The sequence below is a fragment of the Bacillus sp. FJAT-27245 genome (genome assembly GCF_001273955.1).
Lineage (GTDB): Bacteria > Bacillota > Bacilli > Bacillales > Cytobacillaceae > Bacillus_D.
On sequence record NZ_LIGI01000001.1, the window covers coordinates 201,890 to 209,351 of the forward strand.

Here is a 7,462-nt window from a genome sequence, read left to right on the forward strand (position 1 = left end):
CAGTAAATTGCGTACAGATAAAATGGTAAGATAATAAAAAAACTGAATCTGTACTTACCCTTCATATATCCTCGATAATATGGTTCGAAAGTCTCTACCGGGCCGCCGTAAATGGCCTGACTATGAAGGCAGTAATTTCGGGGATATGTTTCGCCATGATAAATCGGAATTCTGCCTTCTTTTTTATGAAAAGGGGGCAATTCCGGTTTTTTTTTATTGCGACAAAACTTTAGGTGTATACTAATAAGTGAGAAAGAGGTGGAGAACTTGTCTGGAAAAACAGAACTTCATGAACAGGAAATGGTTGTGGTTCTCGATTTCGGGAGCCAGTACAACCAATTGATTACGAGAAGGATTAGGGAATTTGGCGTGTATAGTGAATTGCATCCGCACACAATCACCGCGGAAGAAATCAAGGCGATGAATCCAAAGGGGATTATTTTCTCCGGGGGCCCGAATAGTGTGTACGATGAAAATTCGTTCCGTTGTGATGAACGAATCTTTGACCTTGGCCTTCCTGTGCTCGGCATTTGCTATGGCATGCAATTGATGTCCGTCCATTTCGGCGGCAAGGTTGAAAAGGCCAAAAACCGCGAGTATGGAAAGGCGGCAATAGCGGTCAAAAATGAAACGGCTTTGTTTAAAGGTCTGCCGGAAAGCCAAGTCGTCTGGATGAGCCACGGCGACCTTGTTACCGCTGTTCCGCCTGGATTCACTGCGGATGCCGACAGTCCGTCTTGCCCAATTTCCTCAATGAGCGATGAAGGCAGGAAACTATATGCTGTCCAGTTCCACCCGGAAGTGCGCCATTCCGTCCATGGGAATGAATTGCTGAAAAACTTTGTCCTCGGAGTTTGCGGCTGCAGTGGCACCTGGTCGATGGAAAACTTTATTGAAATCGAAATGGAAAAAATCCGCCAGACAGTCGGCGACAAAAAAGTGCTTTGCGCACTGAGTGGCGGTGTTGATTCCTCGGTAGTAGCGGTCCTTATCCATAAAGCGATCGGCGACCAGTTGACCTGCATTTTTGTAGACCATGGCCTGCTGCGAAAAGGCGAGGCAGACCAGGTAATGAAAACTTTTGCTGACGGTTTCCATATGAATGTTATTAAAGTGGACGCGCGTGAAAGGTTCATGGAGAAGCTACGTGGCGTTTCCGATCCTGAGCAAAAGCGTAAAATCATCGGAAATGAATTTATTTATGTGTTCGATGATGAAGCCCATAAACTTGAAGGCATTGAATTCCTGGCACAGGGAACGCTTTATACGGATATTATCGAAAGCGGAACAGCCACTGCCCAAACAATCAAATCACACCATAATGTAGGCGGACTCCCTGAAGATATGCAATTTAAGCTAATTGAGCCGCTGAATACCCTCTTCAAGGACGAGGTTCGCGCTTTGGGCACAGAGCTTGGCATACCTGACGAAATTGTCTGGAGGCAGCCGTTCCCTGGCCCTGGACTTGGCATCCGTGTCCTCGGCGAAATCACAGAGGACAAGCTTGAAATTGTCCGTGAATCCGATGCGATTTTGCGTGAGGAAGTCCGTAACGCGGGACTCGAGCGCGAAATCTGGCAATACTTTACGGTCCTTCCGGATATCCGCAGTGTCGGCGTCATGGGGGATACCCGGACATATGATTATACAATTGGCATTCGGGCAGTGACGTCCATAGACGGAATGACTTCGGATTGGGCAAGGATTCCGTGGGATTTACTTGAAAAGATTTCCACGAGGATTGTTAACGAGGTACCCCATGTTAACCGGGTCGTTTATGACATTACCTCCAAGCCGCCTGCTACAATCGAGTGGGAATAAAAGGATGGATTTTGTCGAACGAAATTTCTAAAAATATGTCGAACGTTCGGATTTTTTGTTGACTGAATTTCCTGAAGCTGTTAAAATGACAGGGTACTGATTATTTATATTTTGCTTCGTATAATACTGGGGATATGGCCCAGAAGTTTCTACCAGGCTGCCGTAAATAGCTTGACTACGAAGTGTGTAACAATAAAGGGCTTCTTCTGTCCATTTATTTTTGCATGCTTCATGTCAGCGCCCCGGCAACTTGAGCCGGGGCGCTTTTGCGTTCCTGGGATATAGAGAGAGCTTTCGAAAAGCCGAACCAATATCTAGGGGGATTTTTATGAAGAAGTACTTTATGTTTGAAGAACTTGGCACAAATTATCGCCGTGAAATTATCGGCGGCCTGACCACATTCCTGGCGATGGCCTACATCCTTGTAGTCAACCCGCTGATATTAACACTCGAAAATGTGGATGGGCTTCCTGATGAAGTCCGTATGAATCATGGAGCGGTATTTGTTGCAACCGCCCTTGCAGCTGCTGTAGGTTCGATTATCATGGGCTTGATCGGGAAATACCCGATAGCTCTCGCGCCGGGGATGGGCCTTAATGCGTTTTTTGCTTATTCGGTTGTCCTTGGGCACGGAGCTTCGTGGCAGCACGCTCTAGCCGCTGTATTTATTTCAAGTGTTTTTTTCCTATTGCTGACCATTTCTGGGTGGCGTGAAAAACTCATCAATGCCATCCCGGTTGAACTCAAATATGCGGTTGGCGCAGGTATCGGATTGTTCATCACCTTTGTTGGTTTAATAAATGCAAAAATCATTGTTAAAAATGATGCAACACTCGTTGGCCTTGGCCACTTGGGGAATCCCGAAACACTTTTGGCAATCTTTGGACTGTTGATTACCGTTATTATGATGACGAGGGGCATCAAGGGGGCGGTCTTTTATGGAATGATCGTTACCGTTATTGTAGGCATTGCCTTTAATCTTATTGATCCTCCTGCGAAAGTTGTCGAAAGGGTTCCGAGCCTTGAGCCGACATTCGGTGCTTTGTTTACTTCCTTTAATGATAGTTCTTTTTATACAACCGCAATGCTCGGTATAATCCTGACTTTCCTTTTCGTTGATTTCTTTGATAACGCTGGTACGCTTGTGGCTGTTGCCAATCAGGCCGGCCTAATGAAAGACAACAAGCTTCCCCGTGCTGGCCGCGCTCTTTTTGCCGATTCGATTGCTTCAATGGTTGGTTCTATCTTTGGTACATCAACGACTACGTCCTACATCGAATCGAGTGCCGGAGTTGCATCGGGTGCCAGATCCGGATTTGCCGCGCTGATTACTGCAGGGTGCTTTATCCTGGCGCTCTTCTTTTATCCGCTGCTGTCCATCGTAACAGCGCCGGTAACAGCACCAGCATTGATCATTGTCGGCGTCCTGATGGTTTCGTCCATTGGGAAAATTGATTGGAAACGGTTTGAAATTGCCGTGCCGTCCTTCCTTACAATCATTGCGATGCCTCTTTCCTACAGCATAGCAACCGGGATTGCGGCAGGTTTCATCTTCTATCCGATTACAATGCTAGTGGCGGGCAAAAGAAAAGATATTCACCCAATTATGTATATTTTCTTTATCATCTTCCTGCTTTATTTTATCTTCTTAACCAATTAATAATTGTAGGACCAGCTTATTAGGCTGGTTCTTTTTGTTTGAAGAATCTGTTAAACGAAATAGTTGATTTCCACCTCCGGTACACACGTTCCCAACGGAACTCCAATGCAACATTGCTTCATGAAAAGTTTCCGGAAAACACTAAAAGGCTTTTTGTTGAGCAGAAAAATGCATAAATTTCTAGTTAGTTGACGAAAACTTGCCCCTCTTATACGATGGAAATACTATGCATAGAGCGGGGAGTAACTATGTCAACATTGGCTATCCACAAAATATTGAATAACAATGTCCTGATTGCGGAACACCCGGAATATGGGGAAGTGGTCCTGATTGGCAAAGGAATCGCCTTTAGCCGTAAACAGAATGATCGTCTCGATCCCTCAGTCGCTGAGAAAGTCTTTGTCCTCAAAAATGAGAAAGAACAACGGAACTATATAAAGCTTCTGCCATTCCTGGAAGAAGATCTGCAACGGCTAATTATTTCCGCAATTGAACTGATAAAGAAAGAAGCCGGCGGTTCATTGAACGAGCATATACACGTTGCCCTTACAGACCACTTAATGTTTACGGTTAGCCGGGTTGCAAATGGGATGGAAATCCGCAATCCATTTTTAATAGAAACGAAAACCCTTTACCCTCTCGAATATAGGATTGCTAAAGATGTTCTTCAATTGTTTGAAGAGAAAGCGGGGATTTTGCTGCCGGAGGGAGAAGCGGGTTTCATCGCCCTTCACATTCATAGTGCCATAACGAACAGGGAGCTTTCCGAGGTGAACCAGCACTCTCAACTTGTGGCAACTTTGGTAAAGTTGATTGAAGAGCAGCTCGACATAACGATTAATAAAGACAGTGTTGAGTACATGAGGCTCGTACGCCACTTGCGTTTTGCCATCGAACGTGTCAAATCCGGTGAAAAGGTTGAGGAACCTGAAGCAATAACGTTGCTATTGAAAAAGGAGTACCCTGAATGCTATAATTTGTCCTGGAAGCTCATTAAAATAATGCAGCAAACATTAAAAACGCCGGTATATGATGCAGAGGCAGTTTATCTGACAATGCATTTGCAGCGGCTTCATAAAAAAACAAAATAGCAATCATTTTCTTGCGTGTTACTGATTCGATCAGGCATGAGCACAGAAATGAATTGAATGGGAAGAAGAGGGGAAAAATCCTTCTCTTGTACGGGTGTTGCAATCCGTCTTCTGTTCAGTTCTTTCTATGTTCATGCCTTTTTTGTTTGCTCTTTTGTTAGCGGTTACTTTAATGGGCAAAAAAAGTTAGGAGGCTATTCAATGTTTAAGAAAATATTTGGCGTTCTGCAAAAGATCGGTAAAGCCCTAATGCTTCCGGTAGCACTTTTGCCAGCTGCTGGTTTACTGCTGGGTATAGGGAATGCGCTGCAGCAGGAATCGACGCTTCAATATCTGCCATTCCTGGATATGCATTGGATACAGTTGATTGCCAGTGTAATGGAGGACGCTGGTGGGATTATTTTTGGCAACCTCGCACTGATTTTTGCAGCCGGGGTTGCAATTGGGCTTGCTGCTGACGGAGCGGCTGCACTTGCGGCTATTGTTGGTTATCTCGTATTGAATCAGGTTATGAGTTCGTGGCTTGGCGTTACATCGGACATGATTGCCGAGGATCCGAGTTTTGCGAGTGTGTTAGGGATCCCTACTCTGCAAACTGGTGTATTCGGGGGGATTATTGTCGGTCTCATTGCCGCGTATTGTTACAATCGTTACCATGATATTGAGATGCCGTCCTTCCTTGGATTTTTCGCTGGTAAACGGTTCGTTCCGATTGTCACGGCTGCTGCCTCTCTTGTTGCCGGGCTATTGCTTCTGGTCATCTGGCCCCCGGTACAGCATGCGATGAACAGCGCCTCCCTTTGGCTTATGGGGAGCGGAACGTATATTGCGGCGTTCTTCTTTGGGTTTATTAAACGTTTGCTAATACCTTTTGGCCTTCATCATATTTTCCATGCACCATTCTGGTATGAATTTGGTTCCTATACGACAGCTTCCGGCCAAATCGTCCGCGGGGATATGACAATCTTCTTTTCTCAATTGAAGGATGGGGTGGAAATTACTGCCGGTAACTTTATGGCGGGGGAATTCCCAATTATGATGTTTGGTTTGCCTGCAGCGGCTTTAGCCATGTACCATACAGCAAGGACGGAAAAGAAAAAAATAGTAGCCGGTTTGCTTGGATCGGCTGCATTAACATCCTTCCTAACAGGTATTACTGAGCCGATTGAATTTTTGTTTATGTTTGTATCGCCATTCCTGTTCGTTATCCATGCCATACTTGATGGGCTTTCTTTCGTATTAATGGCCGCGCTCGGCGTGAATTTGGGGTATACATTCTCGGGCGGAGCGATTGATTTCTTCCTATTTGGTGTCCTGCCGGGAAGAGAACCTTGGTGGATAACAATTATTTTAGGCCTTGGGTTTGCCGTTGTTTACTACTTTGTCTTCCGTTTTGCGATTACCAAGTTTAATTTGAAAACTCCGGGCCGTGAAGTAACAGAAGATGAAGGGGAAACACCGGGAAAAGAAAAAGGAAAAGCCGGCGACCTTCCGTACAATATTCTTGAAGCAATGGGAGGGAAAGAGAATATTGCCCACCTGGATGCATGTATCACAAGGCTCCGTGTTTCAGTTAAAGACATAGGTGATGTAGATAAAAAGAAGCTGAAAGAACTCGGGGCAGCGGGAGTCATGGAAGTCGGGAACAATATCCAAGCCATTTTCGGTCCGCGCTCAGAAACAATCAAAGGTCAGATAAAGGATATAATGAGTGGAAAGAGGCCTAGGCCGACCGAAACAAACCAATCCACGGAAGTCCGCAAGCAAATTGAGGAAGTGAACCCTGAAGCTTTGCAAAATGAAGCGGAAACAGATTTAGCTCTTGAAATTGTTTCTCCTTTAAAAGGGGAAATCAAACCAATTACTGATGTTCCAGATCAGGTTTTTGCAGGAAAAATGATGGGCGATGGCTTTGCAATCGAGCCTTCCGAAGGGCTTGTTGTTTCTCCGGTAGATGGGAAAGTCATTAATCTGTTCCCGACAAAACATGCAATAGGGATATTATCGAATTCCGGCAAAGAAATTCTGATTCATGTTGGAATCGATACAGTAAACCTTAAAGGGGAAGGCTTTGAAACCATTGTGAAGGAGAATGAACTGGTTAAAAAAGGCCAGCCGCTGTTAAGGTTCGATCTCGATTTTATTAAAAAGAATGCTACTTCTACAATTACGCCAATCGTATTTACAAATCTTCATGAGGGCGAAAGTATTCTGATTAAGAAATCTGGAATTGTTGATCAAGGCGAAGTAGGGATCATTGAAATAAAGTAGTTACTTAATGAAAAGAACCGGGGTAATTTGCACCCGGTTCTTTTAAATGTATGAGGAATGTCTATATAAGTTGAAATAAATAGTTGCAATAAGGTTTAGGGGGCATGTTGATTGTAGCGGAAGGAAACGGCTCCTCGAAAATCCTCAATACCCTATGCAGTGAAAAGCTGCTTTCTTGCAATTAGTATTCAACTGAATGCTCTTGTCGAAAAAGCTCAATATATAATATAGAAGAATGTTTTGAAAAAGCAAACTGAAGAAAGTTGAATTTAGGTATAAATTGGTAATGTGGAGTTTGTTGACGAAAATGTAAAGCGATGATATTATAGATAACACCCGATTGAAAGCTGCTTTTATTCCAAGTATTTTTTTAAAAACTTGTTGACAGCTTGGAGTCAGGGTGTTATATTTAGAAAGTTGCCTCGTCAGCCAAGTTTCACTCGTTAATAAAGAGTTAAAAAAACTTGTTGACAGAGCAGATAACGAAATGTTATACTAGAATAGTTGTCTTAACAAAATTGCTCTTTGAAAACTAAACAAACAAGCGTCAACAAACAATAATATAGTGATCTTCGGATCACTAGCCAACGTAACATTTTGAGCATGACTCAACTCTTTT

4 protein-coding genes and 2 riboswitches are annotated in these 7,462 nt (G+C 44.0%); all 4 genes read left to right on the forward strand.

Annotated elements, in window-relative coordinates:
* Positions 1-41 precede the first annotated feature (41 nt).
* Positions 42-143, forward strand: a riboswitch (purine riboswitch).
* Between the two features lie 157 nt (positions 144-300).
* The 4 genes from guaA to ptsG all read left to right on the forward strand — a co-directional run bounded on the left by guaA (position 301) and on the right by ptsG (position 6,843).
* Complete coding sequence (guaA, locus tag ADU24_RS01070) at positions 301-1,821, forward strand: glutamine-hydrolyzing GMP synthase (RefSeq protein WP_197277552.1); 1,521 nt, start codon at positions 301-303, stop codon at positions 1,819-1,821.
* Between the two features lie 96 nt (positions 1,822-1,917).
* Positions 1,918-2,019, forward strand: a riboswitch (purine riboswitch).
* Positions 2,020-2,149: 130 nt separating this feature from the next.
* Complete coding sequence (locus tag ADU24_RS01075; RefSeq protein WP_053364898.1) at positions 2,150-3,481, forward strand: NCS2 family permease; 1,332 nt, start codon at positions 2,150-2,152, stop codon at positions 3,479-3,481.
* 248 nt (positions 3,482-3,729) lie between these two features.
* Complete coding sequence (gene glcT, locus ADU24_RS01080) at positions 3,730-4,572, forward strand: glucose PTS transporter transcription antiterminator GlcT (RefSeq protein ID WP_053364899.1); 843 nt, start codon at positions 3,730-3,732, stop codon at positions 4,570-4,572.
* 201 nt (positions 4,573-4,773) lie between these two features.
* Entirely contained in the window at positions 4,774-6,843 is a 2,070-nt protein-coding gene (ptsG, locus tag ADU24_RS01085) for a glucose-specific PTS transporter subunit IIBC (RefSeq protein WP_053364900.1), read from the forward strand.
* Positions 6,844-7,462: the final 619 nt, after the last annotated feature.